General features: G+C 51.8%; 20 protein-coding genes. 16 read left to right on the top strand and 4 right to left on the bottom strand.

The features are described 5' to 3' along the window. Window positions 1-8 precede the first annotated feature (8 nt). Window positions 9-1433, top strand: a complete 1425-nt coding sequence (locus OKC28_RS10445) for a conjugal transfer protein TraG N-terminal domain-containing protein (protein WP_157669179.1) — start codon at window positions 9-11, stop codon at window positions 1431-1433. 72 nt (window positions 1434-1505) lie between these two features. Here the strand turns inward: OKC28_RS10445 and OKC28_RS10440 are convergent, their stop codons facing one another. From OKC28_RS10440 to OKC28_RS10435, 3 genes are read right to left on the bottom strand one after another with little or no spacing between them, the layout of a single operon-like run. Continuing rightward, entirely contained in the window at window positions 1506-2111 is a 606-nt protein-coding gene (locus tag OKC28_RS10440) for a hypothetical protein (RefSeq protein WP_088814082.1), read from the bottom strand. A gap of 9 nt (window positions 2112-2120) precedes the next feature. Next, window positions 2121-2615 carry a PD-(D/E)XK nuclease family protein gene (locus OKC28_RS22990; protein WP_442865752.1) on the bottom strand — a complete coding sequence of 165 codons (495 nt, stop codon included), beginning with the start codon at window positions 2613-2615 and terminating at the stop codon, window positions 2121-2123. 2 nt (window positions 2616-2617) lie between these two features. Then, window positions 2618-3037: a CFI-box-CTERM domain-containing protein gene (locus OKC28_RS10435; RefSeq protein ID WP_088814084.1), complete on the bottom strand. Its 420-nt coding sequence runs from the start codon at window positions 3035-3037 to the stop codon at window positions 2618-2620. An 812-nt stretch (window positions 3038-3849) separates the two neighbouring features. Here OKC28_RS10435 and OKC28_RS10430 point away from each other — a divergent pair. The 15 genes from OKC28_RS10430 to OKC28_RS10360 all read left to right on the top strand — a co-directional run bounded on the left by OKC28_RS10430 (window position 3850) and on the right by OKC28_RS10360 (window position 18388). Then, window positions 3850-4305 (top strand): hypothetical protein, encoded by a 456-nt coding sequence (locus OKC28_RS10430; RefSeq protein WP_088814085.1) that lies wholly within the window; start codon window positions 3850-3852, stop codon window positions 4303-4305. A 168-nt stretch (window positions 4306-4473) separates the two neighbouring features. Further along, entirely contained in the window at window positions 4474-5049 is a 576-nt protein-coding gene (locus OKC28_RS10425) for a single-stranded DNA-binding protein (RefSeq protein ID WP_198318508.1), read from the top strand. Window positions 5050-5117: 68 nt separating this feature from the next. Next, window positions 5118-6248, top strand: coding sequence for a hypothetical protein (locus tag OKC28_RS10420; RefSeq protein WP_270689132.1), 1131 nt, complete (start codon window positions 5118-5120; stop codon window positions 6246-6248). 253 nt (window positions 6249-6501) lie between these two features. Further along, window positions 6502-7143: a hypothetical protein gene (locus OKC28_RS10415; RefSeq protein WP_088813917.1), complete on the top strand. Its 642-nt coding sequence runs from the start codon at window positions 6502-6504 to the stop codon at window positions 7141-7143. 307 nt (window positions 7144-7450) lie between these two features. After that, window positions 7451-8071, top strand: a complete 621-nt coding sequence (locus OKC28_RS10410; protein ID WP_157669136.1) for a hypothetical protein — start codon at window positions 7451-7453, stop codon at window positions 8069-8071. Between the two features lie 126 nt (window positions 8072-8197). Continuing rightward, a complete protein-coding gene (locus OKC28_RS10405; protein WP_088813919.1) occupies window positions 8198-8554 on the top strand; it encodes an H-NS family histone-like protein in 357 nt (118 codons plus the stop codon). Between the two features lie 482 nt (window positions 8555-9036). Beyond that, a complete protein-coding gene (locus OKC28_RS10400) occupies window positions 9037-9723 on the top strand; it encodes a zinc-finger-containing protein (RefSeq protein WP_171277342.1) in 687 nt (228 codons plus the stop codon). A gap of 297 nt (window positions 9724-10020) precedes the next feature. Continuing rightward, on the top strand, window positions 10021-10554 hold the full coding sequence (locus tag OKC28_RS10395; RefSeq protein WP_171277341.1) for a hypothetical protein: 534 nt from the start codon (window positions 10021-10023) through the stop codon (window positions 10552-10554). Between the two features lie 109 nt (window positions 10555-10663). Continuing rightward, on the top strand, window positions 10664-11251 hold the full coding sequence (locus OKC28_RS10390) for a hypothetical protein (protein WP_088813922.1): 588 nt from the start codon (window positions 10664-10666) through the stop codon (window positions 11249-11251). A gap of 32 nt (window positions 11252-11283) precedes the next feature. Then, window positions 11284-13230 (top strand): hypothetical protein, encoded by a 1947-nt coding sequence (locus OKC28_RS10385; RefSeq protein WP_171277340.1) that lies wholly within the window; start codon window positions 11284-11286, stop codon window positions 13228-13230. A 506-nt stretch (window positions 13231-13736) separates the two neighbouring features. Next, window positions 13737-14741 carry a lambda-exonuclease family protein gene (locus tag OKC28_RS10380; RefSeq protein ID WP_088813925.1) on the top strand — a complete coding sequence of 335 codons (1005 nt, stop codon included), beginning with the start codon at window positions 13737-13739 and terminating at the stop codon, window positions 14739-14741. 354 nt (window positions 14742-15095) lie between these two features. Beyond that, complete coding sequence (locus tag OKC28_RS10375) at window positions 15096-16121, top strand: AAA family ATPase (protein WP_157669139.1); 1026 nt, start codon at window positions 15096-15098, stop codon at window positions 16119-16121. A gap of 4 nt (window positions 16122-16125) precedes the next feature. Further along, window positions 16126-16521, top strand: a complete 396-nt coding sequence (locus OKC28_RS10370; RefSeq protein ID WP_088813927.1) for a hypothetical protein — start codon at window positions 16126-16128, stop codon at window positions 16519-16521. 54 nt (window positions 16522-16575) lie between these two features. Continuing rightward, window positions 16576-17091, top strand: a complete 516-nt coding sequence (locus tag OKC28_RS10365) for a hypothetical protein (RefSeq protein WP_088813928.1) — start codon at window positions 16576-16578, stop codon at window positions 17089-17091. Between the two features lie 328 nt (window positions 17092-17419). Continuing rightward, the gene (locus tag OKC28_RS10360) at window positions 17420-18388 is read left to right on the top strand and encodes a DUF3150 domain-containing protein (protein WP_088813929.1); all 969 of its coding nucleotides are present in this window, start codon (window positions 17420-17422) and stop codon (window positions 18386-18388) included. A 694-nt stretch (window positions 18389-19082) separates the two neighbouring features. Here OKC28_RS10360 and OKC28_RS22985 read toward each other — a convergent pair. Then, window positions 19083-19328, bottom strand: a 246-nt coding sequence (locus tag OKC28_RS22985) for a bacteriophage T4 gp5 trimerisation domain-containing protein (RefSeq protein WP_442865750.1), incomplete at its 5' end; no start/stop codon positions are given.

Raw genomic sequence — 19328 nt, 5'->3', positions numbered from 1 at the left:
GGGTGCATATGATGGATGTCGTAGTTGAGGCACTGTGTGTAAGCGGCCTTGTATATGCCCCATTCTTTGTGGCTATAGTCCAATCTATAGTTGAAGCCATGACCCAGGGGGATGATGAAGGAAATGCCGGTGAGCTAGCGGTGAAATTTCTAAGGAAGCGCTTACTCGGAATATTTACTGTGTTTATTCTGGCCTTCATTCCAGTGATTGATGTGACAAGCAATATCACCACACGTTCAGCAAATGCGTGCATTGATCCTGGTGCGCCAAGTCCAACAAACTCTGTCATCAGTATGGTGGGGAATTTCAATAGTTCGAGTACCAAGGTACCAATGTTCTGGGCTGCAGTGCATGACTTTTCCAGTATCACCACGAACGTGGTTATCTCTACAACACCATGTGCTGAAGATATCGCAGCAATAAATTCGAACGTGAATACCGCAAACTTCACCAACCCACAAGATCGTGAACTAGCCCAACAGTGGGGCAAGAGTTGTCTCGCGCCCGCTTCCGGCAAAGTATCTCAGGGCTCTAAGTTTGATGGGACCTGGTGGATAGGTCATCCTGACTTCATCGCTCAGTACAAGAAGGAAGGGAGTGTGGTTCTCGTTAATAGTGAGGTTGCCTCCGGCCTGGGGCTGGCCGGTGAAAGCTCGGGTGGACAAACAATTCTGGGATGCAATCAAGCCTTCGTTCATTTGATGAGCAGCAGCTTGCAACGCTTAAATCATACTGAGGGCTTTCCTGTCATGCTAAAACAGATGGCGGAAAAGCATGATCTCTCCGAGCAGGAGATCGCATATCGGCTTGCTGGTGAGATGATTGGTAGCACCAAGAGAGCAATTGGAGATGCCTTCCAATTGCCAGGCGGAAAGATTGTTGTTGAAGATAGTGTGGGCACCAGAACCAACAATGAGGATAGCGAGATTGCTCAGATGATCGCCGTATTCACAACATCGGTTGCTAATGCCGTCAACGCTCCAGACGCGATCGTGTTTCGTCAGTCTATCCCGATTCAGATGGCCGTTACGCAGATGATTCTACTGATTGTTATACCCATCATCTTGGTATTCAGAGGCTTCGACATCAAAGTTACTCTGCTGCTTGCTGGTCTCTATTTTGGGATTGAGTTCACTGCTGCCATCGTTGCATTGGCAACCTGGGTGGGCAGTCTGGTTGATGTCATATTTGCGACTGTATCCACGAATGGATCATACGCTCGTGCTGCAGCTCTTCAGCTCTACACGTATTTGCCATTGGTCTGGTTCTTCATCCTGGGTCTGGTCGGTATTCAGGTTGTCATGCCGGGAATTGGATCACATGGCGCTGATTTCGGTGGAACGTCAGGGAACGTCGGAAAACTGGCTTCAATGGCAAAGGGGGGGGCAGGACTTGCCACAAAAGTAGGGGCCTCCTTCATGAAGGCACATTGAAAGACCACAAATGATCACGATATGAAAATGGGGCTCTGTAGTGCCCCATTTTCATTCTAGCTGGATAGTGGCTCAGTCATCTACCCCATGTCTATGCCAATCATATTGGTTTTCAAGCTCTGCCTCCGCCCTGTCTGATTCAGTCTTGCCCGCATCATGTTCAGCGGAGTATGTGCTTGAGTTTCTCAAGTATATGGCCGAGAAAATTCCAACAACAATAGTAATGAATGGCACCTTGAATGCCAAAAACAGAACCGTAAAGCAGACGCCAAACAACGCAGGGTACAGCATGAACTGATCCCCGCTACTTGTCTGCCAATAGAACAAGTCGTACAACCACCACACAACCAGAGCGGGTAGGAGAACTGCAGCTAAGGACACCCTGCCGCCGAGCATTGGCCAACGAAATCTACGGCAAATTTTTGCAATAGCTACGACACTAAGCAGCATTATACAGCCGGCCAGGATACTGAACGATAACCCACCATGGCGACTTGTTACCGTGAACAGCCCTGAGACCAATTGAATTTGATTGCCGGTGTAGTCAGGCTCTATGGACTTTACGAGTTGATAGACCACATAGGTAATTGCAAGCGGCCCATTAACAGGCATCAAATTGCTAGATTTTCGTTCAACCCAAGTCAAGGTTTTGGTGCATATCTGATTGAGCACTTTCATCACCCCCTTTCAACGTTGGCAGCTATGTGCAACCGAGCAGGTTCGGCACACTCCTGGATGAGAGGAGAAAATCTTGATGATCTCTCCTTTTTGAGCCCGTCGAGCCAACAAAACAAATTTTGAGATTCTCCTGAAAATATGTTCGTCGCTCCCCAGCTCTACTTCACGCCGGGTACCCCTAGTTACGACTATGGCTCGATGGATCGGCATTTCTGAACGAGCCGCTAGTACGGATGCCAACAGTTGAACTATGTCAGACTGGTACACACGGCCCGTGCGGCTCTTGTACTCAACCATCACGTTTTCACCGTTCGGGGTGGTGATGATGAAGTCAGGTTTCGCAGTAATTCCGTACTTCCTGTTGATGAACAGCTTCGATTTTCGGCCTTGGTCGGCATAGAGTATCTTGCCCTCAACCCCTAGAGGTGAGCTAGACCTGTGCGACCTGCGCCGAGCCAGGTACAACAGTGCGACAAAGACCACGAAGGCAATGAGAAAGGCCATCATCATGTATCCTTATTTCCGGCCACCATCCGCGCAAACGCCAGAACCAGTGAGCTAGCTGCAGATCGTGCACCCGGGATGCGAGATACCAGCTTGATGGCGAGGGGGGACCACGCATAGTAGACCTTGATGAAAATGGTGCCAACGTAATAGCGGCTCAGATGGCTATCTCGCCAATCCCGCAGTTGCTGTGTCACAGCATGGTTCGGCCCCAGTGCATAACTTGCTACGAAGCAGCGCTGGTCCTGTGCTTGTCGCTCTATTGTAGCCGCGGTCAATCGCTCGTGGCTTGCTGTACCGTATTCAGCTTTAGCCCGGCTCTGAACACTCGCGATGACCCCTTGTTCTTGTAGGCTGCCCCCATGCGGACACCATGCCATCTTGCCGATTTTGCTGGCACTTACCAGATCCCTGTCGTTCATTCCGGTTCCCCTCGTCTCATATCAGCGGAAGGATTTACCGCTCTATATTATCGCAACCTGAATGGATGCAAGCGCAAGGGTTCGATGGCCCCGGTGTCATTGCCTCCTCCCGATCTAAGATTTCGAGAACCGCGGTAAATTATTGAGAGAGCTCTGGTTGGCGGGGGGAAAGGGCCCCACTGAGCCAGGTTGCAGCGAACGACACCTGGACAACATGGTGGAGGAGCCCGTGGATAGTGAGCACGCCGGGGGTTGTAAATTTTCCATCAACGTGCGAGATTATAAGGTAATTGCTGCCTTGCAGTAGTTGGCGACCAAGGGGTTAAACAAGTCGCCCTGTCTGTTGACAGATCCCAGCGTCCAATTTCCTTGTCGTGGGTACATCAAACTGCTTTTTGAGTGGTTTGATGTACCCACGACGTCATAGGAAAGTTCATGGACATAACCTTTGCTGGCGAAATCGCCATTTTATCTGCCTGCTGCATCGCCGGGTGGCAGATTTCTAAACCTGTGATTGCTGTATGGCGATCCCTCACCCTATCCCACGCAACGAAACCCAAAATTCGTTCTTGGTGATTCGCAAGTCCCCTTGCCCGGGACTTGCACACTCCAGCCCCTTACACACCCGCATCAAGCAGGCTCCCTTGATTTTACATACCAATACTTGGTCGTATCGGCATGATGAATTTCGGGCAACATGCCTGAATAGCTAGTCCGTGTAACCATCTAGCAGCCATTTGGCATCACGTATATAAACCCAACCAACAGGTTAACTCATAACTAGGCTCAGGCCAGATTTTAAGGTAGACAATATGGAAACCATCATAGTCTTGGGATTTTTAGCTATTCTCGTTTTCGCCTTTGCCGGCGGGATGAGGGAACAACTACTCAAAAGCACTGAAGCTGACCAGCGCGAACTGGATGGCCATCGCAAGAAAGCCATGATGGAAGAAGCTGCCACCATGGCTGCAAACATCATCAAACAAGAGTTTAGTCATGAGTTGTCAGAGGTACGTTTTAAAGCAGCAGTAGAGACTGCTGTTGAGGAGCGTCTTCGTGCAGCAGGGGGCGTCGGTGAAACCGCCAATCCCGCGGCCGCCGCAGCTAGACCCGCTAGACCTGCTCAGGCAGAGGCTAGCTGGCGTGCCCAGGCTGCTGGGATGAACCTACATCCGCAAAGCTCAAATGAAAATGGAGACGAACAGCTGGCGTACCAGCCTGCTGAATACTCACGGGAACAAGATTTCCCTCAACCACGTCCAATGTGACAAAGAGGCTGCCCTAGGGCAGCCTCTTATCACATTTAGTCATGTGAATCGGTTCAGGAAATCACGGTTTTCCTGAGATGATTTGCCAACTGGCAAAGAGCGATAGGGGTTTTAAGTCGCAGGCGTATAGCCACCCAACATCAACCACATAGGATTACGACTATGAGAATGAACAACAAGACAAACGAGGTGTGGCTTGGCGGTTACGTGAGCCATGCCGACATCCGGAATGGTCAATATGGACCGTATGGCCCGGCAACCATCGCAATTGATGACGGTTATCGTGATCCCAAATCTGGACAGTGGGTAGATCGTGTCCAGTTCATTCGGGTGGAGCTTTCCGGGGAAAAAACCCCTTCAATCAAGAAGGGGGACTTTCTTGAGATTTCAGGGAAGCTCGTCTTTGAATCATGGGAACAGGGCGGAGAGTCCCGTTCTGGGATCAAGGTTAAGGTGACGTGTATCAACTTACACATGCCAGCCGCGGCAATAGCTTGTTTGAAGCAGTCCGGCTTTGCCAATAATCCGCAAGGGCGGCCTCAGCAGAGTAAGCAGTCTCAAAGGCCTCAACAAACCCCACACCCACAGCAACAATGGGGGCAACCTCCACAACAATGGGAGGAGCAACCTTCGCAACATTGGGAGGAGCAACCTCCGCAACATCGAGGGCACCCCCAGCAACCTCAGGACCAGCAACACCAGGGACCCCGGCAGCAGCGATACGACAACAGTCGCCGCACTTAACCAATCAGCCTGAAATGGCAACACCAACCAGCCTCGCATAGACGAGGCTTTATTTTTTGGAGAGAAACATGGCTATTCAAACCGTAGAGCAAATCCTTGGTGTCCCAGCCGAAGAAGTTAATGACATGCTTCGAGACCTGTTGTTCCAGGAAGTGTTCTGCAATGGCTACAAACCGACGGATTTGGATTTCAAGAAGACAGCTCGGTTTATCCAGCGCACCCAGCTCAACCCTTTCGATGGAACGATGTTCGCTCGTCGCACCAACCTAGGGATTGAGATTGGGCTCCGTATAGATGGATGGCTGCAACTGGCAAAACAGGCTGGTGTCAAAGAAATCATTCATACCTATTCCGACGGATTCCTTACCTTCGCTGAGATGGCTAGGGATGTTCGCGGGCATGAGTGGATAGAGACCACATTGCTAGTTTCTGATGGCGGGCGGTTTGTGCACCGAGAGTATCTGGCTGAGAACTTCTTCAATACAGAAGCCTGGTGCTTGATGCCAAATAGGTCGTTGGGCCATAAATCGACTGCTCAAACGATCCGGTTATTCACTGGCGTTTACGTAGCTGATGAAAATCAGGCGAGTATCAGCCCTAAAGATGGGGGTCTTACTGTTGTCGTAGATAGTGGACCGGCCGCCGAGGTCGAAGCGAAGCCAGCGGAAACGCCGGCCGCCGAGGTCGAAGCGAAACCAGCGGAAACGCCGGCCGCCGAGGTCGAAGCGAAGCCAGCGGAAACGCTGGCCGCCGAGGTCGAAGCGAAGCCAGCGGAAACGCCGGCCGCCCAAGTCGAAGCGAAACCTGCTGAAACGCCGGCCACCCAGGTCGAAGCGAAGCCAGCGGAAACGCCGGCCGCCGAGGTCGAAGCGAAGCCAGCGGAAACGCCGGCCGCCGAGGTCGAAGCGAAGCCAGCGGAAACGCCGGTCGTCCAGGTTGAAGCGGATCCTGCAGAAACGCCGGCCGCCCAGGTCGAAGCAAAGCCAACCACGCTCGAGGAAATTATCAAATTCCCGTGGGGTGGTTACTTACCTTCAGATCGGTTGCGTGGGGATGTCCGAATCGGCTTTGGCCGGACAGTTCAGACAAAACAATGGGGTGCTCTTCGTGGGTACTTCAAGTCAACCAGAATGAGCGATGAAGATCGCACGTGGGTACTGGCCGCTCTCGATCAGATGGAGGCCGTCACTCATGGGTAAGGATGAAGATCTCGTGGTTCGCCGCGGTTTAAGACCTTTGTAACAACAGGATGAGGGCCATTGGCCCTCTTTCTCATTCTTGAAAGAGAAATTCGAAGATAGATGACTATCGACGAATGGCTCTCAGACGATCACGCGAATAGGCCTGCAAATCGCGCTAGCGGCCAACACCAACCCGGGCAAGAGCCCATCACCAAGAACCGTAGGGGAGAGGCTGCCCTACGGGCTGCCCTCCTTCTCTATGGAGGGCACCATGATACTTTGGCAACGAGACATGTTTGATTCTGATAAGGATGTGCTATTCGTCCCCTCAGAACGGGCAATAAAGCCAAGAAGCTCAACGAAATCAAAAGTCGTTGTCAGTGATCCTGAGTCGCTGGCCAACAACAGCTCAATGCCGTTACCGTTGCTGTTCCCGGAGCTATTCCAGGAAGGCCAACCGGGTCTGCAAGACAGGCCTGAAGAGGGCTCGCTTGTTTGGTCCGATGACGGTATAGCAACTCTGTGCGGTGTTGTACTGAATGATGCCATTTATGGGCTGATTTCACCGAAGTGCGGCACTGAATCGAGGGAGTTGGGGATCGAATGGTTGTTCAAACAAGAGCTGACTCCCTTCAGCTTTAGACATTGTTGCATCGTGTTAGACGTTAACCCCGAACGCATGCTTGCCGGGATTTTCCGGCAGGTTGTCACTAGGCGGAGCTATCTACGACGCTGCTCAAAACTGAGCCACAAGGAACATGAACTGCTCCTGTGGCTTGAAAAGCAGGGCTGGCTAGATGAGGTTGTTTCGATGGCCATGACGGATGAGGATGACGGTTGGGATTTCAACCCAACAGCCACCTATGCCCATTATGAGCGACAACTCAACAGGCCAGACAATTATCTGTACTAAACCAGGGGGCTCAGGCCCCCTTTATTTTACAAACCACACCAAGCATGCTCACAGATTAATATTTCCGGTCAGCGGTACCAGGGAATAACATATTGTTTTCTTTCGTCAGAGGGCTAACCAGCCCTTCCTGAGCCATTTCCTATGGCTGAGGAAGGTCGGGTTGCATTATCCGCTGCCGCCTTAAACTGTGCGCAGAGAAATGCTGATATTTTATTTTTAATAATAAAGATTGCTGTTATATCAGCCTGTCTCAGGAATGTTTTTTTGCCGCGCACAAGCCCAGTGGTTTTTGCACCTATGATGGCCAATGCGCGTATGGCTGGGTCTGCGTCGTAATGAGACCTGTGTAACGGCCTCTGAAGCTAAGAGATTAGATATGTACCTTCTTCAAAAATCCTTTAATAACGATTTATTTATGGTCCAAGAGGTTCAACCTGAAGATGTTGGAACGTGGCTGGATAACCGAGTTTCATTATTCGCGTCGGAAACCCATGCTGCATATGCGCAGACATTACTTGGCACAATGCAGGCGCCAAGCTGGACCCCGGACTTCAGAAAATATGGGACCATATTATCACCGGACTTTCCATATTTTTGCGCCAAAAATGTAAGGGAGTTTAATGATGCATGGTTGCGAATTATGGCCACAGAGGTTCGCCTCCGCGTTATGCAGAAAATAGATTTCGTAGAGGAGATTTATTTCAGCATATCGGACATCTTGAGTCCGCCTCCAGCCCCCTGGTTGTGCTTGGTTGATCGCGAGAGTCAGACGGTGTTGGTTGTAGATCGCACCGGGATGGCATTGGGGGGCAGTGAGAAAAATCTTGTTACGGCAGTCAAACAAAAATTCCGTTTTAATCGAGACTTGCTGGCCCCCCTAGGAAAGCATCTCGAAATGATAGAGGTGCGCTTGGGGTCAATCTCCTAATATAGGTGTCGGGCGGGCTGGCTAGCATACCGCGGTCAGTCCATCTATTATGTAGGCGTTTTGATTGCTGGCCCGTGAGTCACCTCAGGGCTGAGGACTGGATAACGGTTTCTTAAAGGACGCCTGATGCAACAAGAAAACAAGCGTGACTATACCCCGCGCAACATTATGACACTAGCCAAGAAACTTGGAACGCTTGAACAGCGTAAAGATCTGCACGCATTGCTGACTACTTACATCGAGAATGAAGAGCTTGAGCTGCTGAGACAGGAAGAGGAGCGACAACAAAAGGCTGCCAAAATCACCGAACTGTTCGAGAAAATGGCCGATTCTGGGATCGATATTCAGGATCTAGTCGCGGCATCGCAAGGGAGACCAAGTACAGGCCAGCGCCGGCCGTATAAGAAACGGAAGAAGCTGCAACAACCGGAGCAACCGGCTCAAACCCCTCAAACCTTACAGACCGATGCCTCTGGTAGCTGATGAATTACCCGGAGCTGCCACTGGCTCCTGATGTTATGGCCAAGTGGATAAACTGCCACTGTGCAGCTTATCCACTGGCGATAAGTGTCACCCCGGCACGCAGATGCTATGCAAGGTTTTAAATCGTGACTGTTCAACCCCGCCGGCATAGCTGACATTTTTTGAACTAACCGGAAGGTCACTTAGTTGCCAATTACCGGGTCCCTAGGTTAATCTGTCAGAGTCCTCGGTGCCTAGTAGTGGACGAGCCGCCAGGCTTGGCACCAACTTCCAATCAGCCGATCTTCTGCCGACTACCTTACCTGTGATCTATCACCCAAGCCCTCATTGGCTGATTCTGCATGTCCGCTCACCGGCATTTCTCCGGTGTCAGCGCACATGCAGAAACAGCCCTGGCTGTCTCATGGCGCTCGATCTGCAATGTGCCACTCGCGATCAACCCCAACCCGCCCATCAAGGCAACCCCCATTAAGGAACTGGATATGTCCAATGTGAATTATCTCCCCCCCAAAGCACTGCGCCGCCTATTGGCAGAACAATGCCAGCAAAGCGGTATCGATGGTGTCGATGTGCTTCTGTATGCAGTGATCGGTGAGTGGCTTTGCCGCCGGTACGGATCGACTGAAGACTGGAGCCTGCCCGATGAAGCCGTGACATGGCTTGCTGCAGAATCGGGCTTTAAAGAGGACCAACGAGTGAAGGCAACTTACATTGCCAAGCTCATCTGTGACTATCATGCCGGCCGCAAGTCTGCGCATTGCCCTATTTTCACGATCACCTGTGATTGTGGGAGGCTGGTTAGCCGAAAAGGGCAGGAAGCCCATCGCTACCCAATGTACCGTTGCACCTGTGGCCGCAGCTGTGGCTATCACAAAGGTGATGGATGGCCTTTGGGATTGATGGCCGACCGTGACGCTCGCCGCTGGCGTGGCATACTACATCAAGCTTATGACCAACTGTGTGAACAGTGGCGCATCGACAATAAACGCGGCTATGCGAAGCTTGCAGCGTTGTTGGGCGTTCCTCTTCACCAGTGCCATTTCAGTTTGGTGGTAGAGGTTAATCGGGCAAAGGAAATCCGCAACATCATGCTGGAGGAAATTGACCGAATTCAAAGAGAGGGCCAAGGTGTTGGTGGGTTATCCCAACAGCTGTCCCTAGTACCGTGATTCAATCAACCCGGGAGCAATACTCTCAAGATGAACCCCTGGCCAAGCTGGGGGTTTTTCGTTTACAGCCTATCGTCCGATAGACTGTCGGCCAGGTACACATCATTCACCTGAGCCCTACCTGTGATCTATCACTCAAGCTCTCGTTGGCTGATTCTGCATGTCCGTTCACCGGTATTTCTCCGGCGTCAGCGCACATGCAGAAACAGCCCTGGCTGTCTCTATGGCACTCGGTCCGCAATGTGCCACTCGCGACCAACACCAATCCGCCTCTAGGCAACTCTAAGGAACAACCAGATGCTCTTATCAAAAGCACATGTGCGGAAGTGCCCGCACTTTAATGACGATCTGCTCGGCCAAGAACCGAGCGCTTCGATGACCGAGTTTCTGGAGAAATTCAGTGAACATGAAGATCAAGAGATCTGCTTCGGCCGGCTCATGGAGGTCATGCAAGACTATTTGCACTCGATCCGGGTGCAGATCGGTCAGCGCCTGATTGCAGCCAACGGTGGCTCTGGGCTCTCCCTGGAGCTAGGCGATGAGAAAGGGGCTCTAGCCGTAGTCTTCCCCGAGCCTTCTGCTCGGGGGGGGTATCGCGTGAGCTTCTACGATGTCAATGGTCCCTTCACGCATGAAGTGTTCAGCTCTGTTGATGAATGTGTGCTTCACGCCATCAAAAGAGGATATCGGACTCACGCTCCTGGGCGACTTGATCAACTAACTGACCTTCCTTCGTGGAACCGAGGTGTGAAATGGGCTTCGCTGCTATTGCGATATCAAGGAAACCCGCACCAGTTTTTACTCGACAATCCTAACTATCTCGATAGTTGAACCAATCCCCCGAGCTTTGTGCTCGGGTCATTCATGGCGCTTGGTCTGTAACGCGCCACCAGTGACCAACCCCAACCCGCCCTACTCGGGCAACAAAAAAGGACAACACATGGACAACTTCGATCTCTTCGAACACATCGATTTTCTTGATGAGCAAGCTTGTGAAATCAGCATAGCGGAACCCTCCTTCGCGCAGCCTCAGGCCACAATTTACCGTGGCGACAAGTGGGATCAGCTTAGGGAGACTTTGCAGAACAATGACGATCTGATGGCAGCGATCAGTGATACGACCGGGCAGCCACTGTCCAGCATGATCACTGAAGCTGTACTTGCCATCCGAGCCACGTTACTCGATGGGTTTACCATTTCTCTTGCACTCAGCGGGGGGAAGGATTCGACAAGTACTCTTCATCTACTGTTGTTTGCGATGATAGGGTTGGTTCGTGAGGGTCGCGGCAACGAGATCTCTGCCTACCACTGGATCAGTCATACAGATACACAGGTTGAGAACCCTGAAGTGCGCAATCTCGCCGACCGGCAGCTTGCCGCGATACAAGTGCTCATCGACAAGGAGAGATTGCCACTGTCTATCGTAGTCGGCAAACCAAGTCTTGCATCGTCCTGGACAGGGCGTGTTTTGACTGGTCGAGGCCTCCCCACGTATGTCACTAGCTCCTCACCACAATGCGTGACCTGAAGGTAACAACAGGTAACAGAGTAAAGGCTCAGATGATCAAGCGCATGCCAAAAGAGATGCGTGAGAAGGTTTGTCTAGTGCTGGGTTCTCGTGATGCAGAGGGCGCAACTCGAGCTGGCAATATCGCCAAGCGCGGGGGGCACGCCACAGCTCCGGTCAAAACAAGTGCAGGTTGGGAGCTATACCCCATCCGGCACTGGTCGCAAGGGGATGTGTGGGAACTGCTCATGAGTTGCGGTAACGAAGCATCAGTGCATTTGCCATTACCAAGCTACCAAGCCAACAACAAAGAATTGGCTGAGCTGTATCGAGACGCAACAGGTGAATGTATCTGGAGCGCGAGCGAGAAGAAAGTCTCTGATGCCTGCGGCGCAAGAACTGGATGTTGGACTTGCCTGCGAGGTGGGACAGATAAAAGCATGGAAAACATGCTTTATCATGAGGTCAATGGGGTCAGAACCCTGGTTGACCGCTACGCCTACATGGTGAACCTTAACAACATCCAACGGCTTTTAGGTGTCAAGCAATGGTCTTGGGAAGATCGCCATCCTGTCGGAAGGACAATCTACGCAGGGGGATACATTAAGGTACAGCCTGACGTGTTCTCACCTAGCTTCTTGGCTCGACTGCTGCGTTTATGCTGTTCCGCGGACTATGTGGAGCAGCAAAGGGCAGAGGATCTGGAGATGAAATTGCTTCTTGGTGAAGTCGAGGACAACGACTACAACCAGCGCATGTCGAAGCCCCAGTTCCGCATTGTGTCACCTGAGCAGTTGTTACACGTGAGTTGGCTGTGGGATTTCCACTGCTTTCACTCAACGCCATTCCAAGCGATAGAGATTTATCGCAGTGTCTGGGAGGATGGAAACATCGAGCTGCTCACGGAGGATGAGTTAATAACACCGGTACCGGCGACCAAGATTCCGCAAGAGTTTTGGCTTAAGATCCCCGATCTTAAATGGGGGTCTGATGAGCTGACCGATGGGCTGTCCGATCCGATGTTGTCGGCCACCTACTTTGATGGCCAAGACGATCGGAGGGCCGCCACCAATTTACGCACTCATGATGGACATCGCACTATCGGGCCGGTAGAGACTGCAAAGCAACTTACCATCGATGGTGATGTTGCTAGTTGGATCATCTGGGAAGAGTATGACCGGATGAGAGAATCTGCCCAGGCTGGTGAAATGACGAACACTGCTGCAGTACTATATCTGTTGCGCTTTGGTGTGGTGCAGATCACGCCAAGCAAGGTTGCAGATATGCATATGATGGCTCAGCGTGGCCAACGTATGCGGCAAATGGGGTTATCTGGTGACCAGTCGTTGATGGGCATCTACTGCCGAAGCGACTTGGAAATTCTGAGTACCCCTGAGTATCGGCAAATCGTTCAGGCAGAATACCGCCGTCACGAGCTCAGGCATCTGGCCCTAGCTAGACAAATGCGCCGGCTATGTTGGATCAGCTTCACGCTGGACTACCATCGTCAGAACAACACAGCTTTCTGGGCCGATGTTGAGCATGTCCTGTTTGTTGAGCAGGAGACCGAGGCACGAGAGCAAGCCAAACGCATTGGGTTCGATCTGGAGTGCAGGCTTTCCTCTGTGATTGCTGTGAGGGTTGCCCGGTTAACAACCTGCGCGATCAACGCAGCATCGCTACAACTGGAAAAACGATGGAAAAGGCAGATTGCTGCCAGCTTATCGCCACTCTGCGGCAAAGTCGGTACATTGGTGCGCATGCATCTTGATGCCGAACTAGCCCGGCTACAACGTCAGTTGGAGACAGGGGCGGGGGTTTCCCCCTCATCAGTTTTTAGTGACGTAGCATACCCTAACGCGACCTATTTGAGCTTCGTTCGGATGGTCAAAACAGGGCGGCGATTAGTAACGGCGCAATTGCCAGATGTGGTGGTTAAGCTGCCAAAGAGGCCACTGAAACGCTATGTCGCAGGTGAGCAGCTTCTGCTTGCCATGTAACACGTAACCTAAAGCCACCGTAGTTCGGTGGCTTTTTTTTTGCCCTATACATGTCAATGCCTGTGTCAGCCGTTCATCGAAAAGATCTGCAGCATTGCCTGCCCCATAGAGCATGACCTTTTCGGCCAGTGGAGGACTGTCAATTGGCCTAGACAGCTATTGAACACCTAGATAGACTACAGTTACAGTCGAAGTGCTCTCGGTGCCTTATAAGAGCGGGCCATAAGGTCTGGCACCAACAACAACCCCCCAGCCCTACGCCGGCATTCTCACCCTTGATCTATCACTCAAGCTCTCGTTGGCTGATTCTGCATGTCCGTTCACCGGTATTTCTCCGGCGTCAGCGCACATGCAGAAACAGCCCTGGCTGTCTCTATGGCACTCGGTCCGCAATGTGCCACTCGCGACCAACACCAACCCGGGCTCCAGCCCACAAGCAATCCATGTCCGATCGAGATGTGACCGCCCTGGCGCTCAACATCGGCTGATCGATAGAGGACACACCCATGATCTACGTCGACCTAGTTCAGGGAACCCCTGAATGGCATGAATGGCGAGCTGGTGGCATAGGAGCATCTAGTGTTGCTTCTGTAATCCAGTGGCCATACGCGCATGAAAGTGCGCGTGCATTTTGGATGGTCAAAACTGGGCGCAAGCCCGGCACAGACTTGAGCAAGAACTTCTTCGTTCGAAGAGGAAATGAACAGGAGCCGCTGGCGCGACAGGCGTTCGAGCGGTGGTTGGAGTCGCAAGGCATATTTGACCTGGTGATACCAACCTGTGTGCAGCACGAGACTTATTCCTTCATTCGCGTTTCGCTGGATGGGTTAATGTCTGATGGCTCTCCGGTTGAGCTCAAAGTGCCAGCATGGGAAACCTTCGAGTCAGTAATGCAAGAACGCCGGAACTCGGAGGCCTACCAACGGTACCTACCCCAGGTACAAGACCAGCTACTGGCGACAGGAGCTAAGATTGGCTATTTGGCCTTCTATCGCGCCTATGATCGTAAGCTCATTGTGTTTCGCATCACACGTGATGAGGAGCTAATCGAACTGCTGATCGAGAGGCAAAAATGGTGGTGGGATCTGTACGAACGGGATGAAGCCCCGCCGATTACAGAGCTTGACTACTTCGAGCCGAGCACACAACAAGACCAGGAAGCATGGACCATAATTGCCGCAGAGCTGCAGCAAGTCTGGCGTGACATGTCTCCAGTCAAGGTGAAGATTGATGAGGCCAAGGCCCGGGAAGCCGAGCTGAAAAAAGCATTGCGCTCCATGATGGGTAACCATGTAAAGGCCGAGTATGCTGGTGTGCGATTGCATTCCTCTCCGCGCCAAGGGGTTATCGATTATGCGAAATGGACAGAAGATGTTCAAAAGCGCAACCCCAACATCGCTTTACCCAACCCGGAGTTATATAGAAGACAATCAATTGAGACGATCAGAGTCAGCCAGATCGAGTACAACGGTCAGGGGGCTGCTGAAATGCTTGCTGTTGATTTTTGTTAAGTAACCCAGGCCACCCCGTAAGGGGTGGCCGTCTTTACAGGAGGCCAGCCGAAGGCTATTCTGTCCATGCTCCCGGCGTCTATCTCAGGGGGCGAGCCGCACTGCTTGACGCCAACACCAATATCCCGGTTTTCTGCCGACTTCCTCACCCGTGATCTATCACTCAAGCCCTCGTTGGCTGGTTCTGCATGTCCGTTCACCGGTATTTCTCCGGTGTCAGCGTACATGCAGAAACAGCCCTGGCTGTCTCTATGGCACTCGGTCCGCAATGTGCCACTCGCGACCAACCCCAACCCGGGCATTCAGCCCAACACACACACAACCTGCTCAAGTAGGTTTTCGGAGATTAGCGTTATGACTCAGCACACATTCATTTCTGGCAGCGAATTTGGCCTGGATGCAAATATCAAGGTTCGTTGCCCCCATGGCGATACTCACCTGATGAACCCCCGCGTGCCGGTAATAAAACCACACGTTTTCACAACAACCTTCCTTGATGATGTGCGCAGGATTATGGCCGATCCAGATGGAGATATTATCGTCTCCTATGGCGGGTATGGTGCTGGCAAGACAACCGGGGTCATACAGTTTGCAGCCCGAACTCAGTGGCCTATATACCAGGTCGAAGGCACTCAGGAGACCAGCTTCCAACTGGACTTGCTCGGGCGCGTTAACCCGGCCACAGGCGAGTTCGTTTCTGGCCCGTTGCGGGAAGCTCTGCTTAATGGTGGGATATTCTTGCTTAACGAGGCCGATGCCATGCAACCAGCTGAGCTGGTGGCTTTCTATGAGCTCATGACCCATGGCATCGAGCTGGCTGAAACTGGTGAGTGGTTGGAGCCGCACAAGTTGTTCCGTTGTGTGTTCACATTCAACAACGGTGGTATCACTGGGCTATCGGGCTTCAGAGGCACTACTGGGTTGAGTGATGCTCTTATCGACCGCTTCATCCCACTCTCCCCAAGTGAGCTGAGTGACGATGACATGAAAACGATTTGCAAGAACAAGATCGCACTCAAGCTCACTGATTGGGAAGCAGAACTCGGACAGCAATTCCCACCCTCGCACATCAATGCAATTGAGTCTTTGCTACCAGAAATGATTCGCGTTATGCGCGATATCAATACTGCTGTAGAGAAGTCTCAACAAAACGATTTCACGATGACGAACGGGGTAGCGATGGATAAACCTTTGTCCATTCGCAGCCTGCTTCGTTGGGTGAGAGAGATGGTTCGTACCAGTCCAACATCAGTCCGTAACAGGGTCAAAAAAACCTTCCACGAGTCGTATGCACATCGTTTAGTTGGTGATGAGGCGACTTACGAAGCGGCGATGCACCTTTGCAAAGCTGTGTTTGGCCAGTCTTGGGTTGAGGACTAAGTACATGTACTTTCGAGCAAAAATTACCGAACCAGAGCAAGTAGCCGCAACGTGGCGAAACATCATGGCGGAACTAGCGGAGGAGGGGGTGTTTATCACACCTACAATACCAGGCGAAGGAGTGCTTTACGGATGCAACTTGACTGGCAACATTCCCTTTCGGGGGGTGACAAAAAGGATCGATGCTGCGCAGGTCGTAATGTTGTTGCTGCTCTCACTGCACAATGCTTTTGACATGATCGATGACCAGAGTCGGAATTTTACCGATCTGTGTCTATCCGAACAGCTTGAGCATCTGCAGTCTGTCAGCATATCAGATGCACCAGTTCAACAACTCCAGGAGGCGGTAAAGCAGATACTCAGCAAACATAAAGGTCTGTTTGAGTTCGAATTTTACTAACCTTCTAACACCAACCAACCCGGCCTAGAGCCGGGTTTTCTTTGAGGTGTTCGTATGAATACGCTGAAAGGATGCTTGCACGACATTCTTGGTATCACGCTCAGCAAAGATGTGGATCTCCTGGTTGAGTATGTGATGAGCAAGCAACAAGCTGGTGGGGCCAATGAATTTCTCATTGGCATCATTGGGGATACTGTCAACATCGTGCCACTGCGAATGGGGTACGAACTACCTGATATGCCTTGGGCAAAGAACTGCAGGCCCCTTTATGCTTTGTGTATCAAAGGGAAGGAGGCCGAGTACAGAACAGTGCAAGGGCTGAAGGATAACTTGTCACGACTTCCTAAACTGCCATGTGCTAGTGCTGGTGCTCAGGCGATCATTAAGGCCGTAACCAGGGTCTTGGTTAATCGGACTCTAGAGGCCCACGAGCCGCCCTGGCCAAAGAACGACCCGGACTTTTGGCCATGTTGGTCCCGGTACTGCCGGCAAGGAAATCACCCAACGTTGGGTGCCTGGCTTGATATGGCAATCGCAAGAATCAAAGAGAGTGAAATCAACGCTGCCTAAGGCAGCGTTGATTTTTTTGTCCCCACCTGAGATAGTATGCCCATGTCCGAACGGCTAATCGGACTCCTTTCTGGGCCGTAGCTTCCAACCTCGCCTTTTGTGACTCGTCGAGTCGTCTTTGCCGTGCAAAAAATCCAAATCAGAGTGCTGTCGGATGTGTTTGTTGAACATTTCCGAGAGCGCTACTTTTTGTGGCGTTTTGTGCTTAGCGATTCAAGGCACACCGCATCCGCGGATCGCAACCCCAACCCGGCCTAATCGGCCAACACCACCCTGACGGGAGTCTTCCCTCTATGGGAGCTCCTTGTCCAGTGATAAGGAATTACCCATGTCATCCTTTACCGCAATGAACTTTGTCGAATTCTTCCAGCGCTATGTGCTGGTGGATTTCAAGGTCACCACCTGGTCTGCGACCCGGAACAATAAGCCCCTTGATTTGGGACTTGAGAATGAGGCGTTAGCCGCCGATGTGGTTCGCTTGGGGTCAAAATCGGTCTTCGATAAGAAGAAGATCGCATTCCAAGGCCGAGCTCGCCAAGAAGGTATCGCCCTGCTTAGCAAAGTCGGTTTCCAAGTCCTTGGAGCTTGGGCTGTACCTCGCCATTTACTGAATGAGGTAACTGACGGCCTCGAGTTGATGAGAGTCAACTTCTACGCAAATCTTGATCAGCTCTTACTCAACTACGACGCAGAATGCGACTCCTGGATACAACAGGCAGCCGCAACAGTGTCTCTCCATGATTTCGCCTCTCGCATACGAGCCTCGCTCTATGACGTGGATTACGTCAGGAAGCAGGTTTCATTTTCGTATCGCGTGAATGAGGATGTGGTTAACAACCCACTTGGCGATGCTGCAGTTGATACGATCTCTGAAATGGCTCGCAACTCTTTGCGAGACTTCCAGTATTCGATGTCCAACGGTAGTAAGTTCACTCGCAAGTCACTGAGGTATGTGACGAACATCAAGGAAAAGCTCATACAGATGGCGGTGCTGGATAGTTTTATTCAGCCGGCTATTGACAGCATTGATGCGTTCGAAAGCTCTCTTCCCAAGAGACGGGCGGCGCAACTGGATGCTACTGAGCTGAGTAAAATGATGGGTTTGCTCACGTTGTTGAGCGATCCGAGCTACTTGTCGTCCCTAAGGACTGCCAAGCTAGAGATCGAAGAGGAAGAAGACCCAACAGATGCACCGAGTTCTGTTACCGCTTCTAAGGACGACTTCCTCACCGGAATGTTGGCTGCAATATCGACTACAACTAATAACCCACCTCCCGTAGTGACCGGTTTTTACTAATCCGCCTTACCAAGGCAACCCCAACCAACCCCAGGCTCGCCCTGGGGTTTTAATTTTTGGAGACACACAATGCAGTCTACTCAAAGTAAAATGCTGACCATTCAGCTCCGGTTAGCCATGATGGCCAACGACTTCGGTTTGAGGACGACCTGGGGAAATTATCCTACTGCAGGTACAACTCAAGAAATGGTGCTAATGCCGTTCTTCGATGCGGGCGATCCCGTTCAGGCCGCGGCTGCCATGGGGTTTGGCATGCACGAAGGGGCTCACCACCGATATGGCAGTGACTTTGTAAAATATGAAAAGTCACTAAAGACGAAAGGTAAGGTGCACCGTTCATTCCTGAACTACTTCGATGACGGCCGGATAGATCGGATGGCTCTTCTAGAGTACCCAGGGCTTCGTGGTGAGTATGAAGCCATTGAGCAGCTGTTTATCTCCAAGGGGATGAGGCCGGTTCCGGGGGCGAATACTCCAGCCATAAATGTGCTGGAAGACTACCTTGCTTACTACATTGGCTGCGAGTTGCTTAACTACAAACCTCTAACCCCAGTATGGGAGCAAACGAGAGACCTGGCACGCCAACGCTTCCCAGTTGCTTTATTGACGAGGCTTGAAATCATCTCAGAAATGGGAGTGATAACCGCTGACTTCAATGATTGCTGGGACAGTGCTGATTTGGTTCTTGATGCGATCAGAGATTCCTTGGAAGACCTGAAGGCTCAACAGCCGAATCATGAGCCTGCCGGCCAACCGAAAGCTGATGGTGACGCTGACGACCAACCTGATGGTGACGCTGACGACCAACCTGATGGTGACGCTGACGACCAACCTGGTGCTGACGCTGACGACCAACCTGGTGCTGACGCTGACGACCAACCTGATGGTGACGCTGACGACCAACCTGGTGCTGACGCTGACGACCAACCTGGTGCTGACG

This window comes from Aeromonas sp. D3, from assembly GCF_027705025.1.
Lineage (GTDB): Bacteria > Pseudomonadota > Gammaproteobacteria > Enterobacterales > Aeromonadaceae > Aeromonas > Aeromonas salmonicida.
This window is presented reverse-complemented; position numbering and strand designations above follow the sequence as displayed.